We start from the raw sequence: 2,331 nt of genomic DNA, 5'->3' as shown, positions 1-2,331 counted from the left end.
GCTTTATTGTAGGTGGGCCAGTTGGTGATTTTGAACTTTTGCTTTGCCACGGAACGGTCTGCGTTGTCGGGAAGATGCGTGATCTGATCCTTCAACTCAGCAAAAGTTCGATTTATTCAACAAAGCCGATAGACTTTCCTCCGACTGAAACAACAGGATGATTGAGCCCATGCTTCGATACGAGTTAACGCCGAACAATGCAGGTTTTATACTGTGGGGAGATTCAGAAGCCCTGAATGAATTACATGAACTCATTCATTACATCGTGGATGAAAGCCCACTGATTAAAGTTAAAGACGGATTTATGTTATCCCTTGCCTATGATATTCGTAAAGCACGGGAAGGTAATCGTCGTGTTGAGCAACATCAGTATGATCAACATGATACATATAAGCTTTATGGTGTTGAGCTTTTATGGCCTCTGGTCCTGGTACAGTCCTCAATACTCAGAAACTCAATGGGTTATATTCAGACAGACAAAAACCAGCTGTCTGTCATGTATGCCTTTGAATACCTGATAGAATCAGCATTAACAGAGTCTGAGAGAACAACGTCGAATGATATTATGCTAACAGTAAAATATGCATCAGACTCTGATTTTAATTTCATTGAGGATAATATTGACAGCAGGTGCTGCTATTTTATCAGCCTATCTCCGGAGCAAAGAAAAAAGCAGTTAATCAGTATTGTTCGTTCTTTTCATTCATTATGGGGTAAGTATGCCCGTGAAAAGCAGGACATAAAGATGCTGAACGAAATGAATAATACATCATGGGTCTGGCCGGACAATATCAACTGGTGAGCAACCACTGTCCGGCCAGTGAGTACCATCAGCGGGCTCTTTTACCAAAAATGTCCTCTGAACGTGACTGAAGCTGTTTGAGTGCTTCGAGCATGTCATCATTATCCAGTGAGCGCTGGGATTTCTTCCCTTCCTGCTTTGGCCGTCGTCGGGAAGGGCCATCTCCAGCGGGAATTGACTGAGAGCGCGTGTTATCCCGCTTGCTCTGCACCAGACTGATAAACTCCAGGGTTCGGCCAAGACGCTTGTTATCGACAATCGCGCCCTGGTCGATTTCTGACAGTCGGTCGTAGGTAGAGTAGGGAAGTAGCGTACCGTTCAGGCGCAGCTCTTTTCTGCCATCAGGATAGTGATACACATCGATATATTTACCTATTGCACGGCGACTCAGTTCGCTGTCTTCAATCAGGTACAACATTTTATCATATTGTATCGTCAACGATTTTGAGACTTTACGTTTTTCACGAACAGTGAAAATAAGCCCCAGGTCCTCATCATGTTCTACAGCACGGTGTACGTCAAAATCATGTCGCGGTACTTTGCCAAAACGGCGGTTATAGTCAGCCATATAGGCCTCAGCGAAGTCATTTGCAGCCTCCATTGAACAAATGCCCTGTAACCGCAGCTCTTTGACCAGACGATCCTGTAAAGTGAGGTGAGCTCGTTCTACACGCCCTTTGGCGGGACTGGTTTCTGCACAGATAGTCTGGATGTTCAGTTCATGCATGGCTCGCCCAAACTGAGTATGCCCGTCTCCGCCTGTGGCGTGTTTATTGTTAACACGAAAAACACCGGCTTTATCGCTGTACAGTGCCAGCGGTTTACCATGCTTATCGATATAGCGCCGCGTGGCTTCGAAGTAAGAAAACGTGGACTCCGATTTAACAAACAACAGTTCCATCAGTTTGCTGGTTGCATCATCAACATAGACCAGCGCGGTGCAGGCCGGGCCACGGCCTTCAAACCAGTCGTGATCACAGCCATCTATTTGTATCAGCTCACCAGTACACGGACGCCGGTACCGTGGTTGAGGGATCCTTGCGGCACGTTGTTTACGGGGAACCCATAAGCCAGCCCGCACCATGATGCGCCGGACAGTTTCTTTGCCAAGAAACAGTCCGTGGAGTTCTTCGAGCTTTTCACGCGCCAGAGTCGGACCGAAATCAGCATAACGCGTCTTGATCAGTTCCAGAGCCTGATCTGCGAGCCCGGGTGGCAACTGGCGGTTACCACGCATGCCACATCGTCTGCTGGCCATACCAAGCGGTCCGCCTTCACGGTAACGGGCAAGAAGTCTGCGGCATTGCCTGTCGCTGATACCGAGGTGCTCGGCCGCACGGCGCGTTGTGATGCGACGTTCAATGACGTCCTGTATAATCTTGATCCGGTTGATCTCTTTCAAAGTAAACACTCCTGAGCTTTCTGCGCTCATGATATGCCTCCCGGTAGTTTAAACGGACCAGTGAAGCTTACCATAGCGCGGACATCTGAATTGAGCCACAGGCGGACATTACTATTGAGCCATTACA

Annotated in this window: 3 protein-coding genes; 1 reads left to right on the top strand and 2 read right to left on the bottom strand. The window is 47.9% G+C overall.

Going from position 1 to position 2,331, the window contains the following annotated elements; translation table 11 throughout:
- A partial coding sequence (locus tag LLF79_RS26725; RefSeq protein ID WP_047353200.1) for a hypothetical protein occupies positions 1-95 on the bottom strand: 95 nt, incomplete at its 3' end.
- Positions 96-169: 74 nt separating this feature from the next.
- Here LLF79_RS26725 and LLF79_RS26720 point away from each other — a divergent pair.
- Complete coding sequence (locus LLF79_RS26720) at positions 170-802, top strand: DUF6904 family protein (protein WP_001567369.1); 633 nt, start codon at positions 170-172, stop codon at positions 800-802.
- 28 nt (positions 803-830) lie between these two features.
- Here LLF79_RS26720 and LLF79_RS26715 read toward each other — a convergent pair whose 3' ends face one another.
- On the bottom strand, positions 831-2,234 hold the full coding sequence (locus tag LLF79_RS26715) for an ISNCY-like element ISKpn21 family transposase (protein ID WP_001567368.1): 1,404 nt from the start codon (positions 2,232-2,234) through the stop codon (positions 831-833).
- Between the last annotated feature and the right edge of the window lie 97 nt (positions 2,235-2,331).

Origin of the sequence: Enterobacter cloacae complex sp. 2021EL-01169, from assembly GCF_020733125.1 — a bacterium.
Lineage (GTDB): Bacteria > Pseudomonadota > Gammaproteobacteria > Enterobacterales > Enterobacteriaceae > Enterobacter > Enterobacter roggenkampii.
Note: the sequence above shows the minus strand (reverse complement) of the source record. Positions and strands in the feature narration are given on the sequence as shown.

Bases quoted from the DNA above. Each gene is read 5' to 3' on its own strand.
- LLF79_RS26720 (WP_001567369.1), top strand. From the start codon at position 170: ATGCTTCGATACGAGTTAACGCCGAACAATGCAGGTTTTATACTGTGG.
- LLF79_RS26715 (WP_001567368.1), bottom strand. From the start codon at position 2,234: ATGAGCGCAGAAAGCTCAGGAGTGTTTACTTTGAAAGAGATCAACCGG.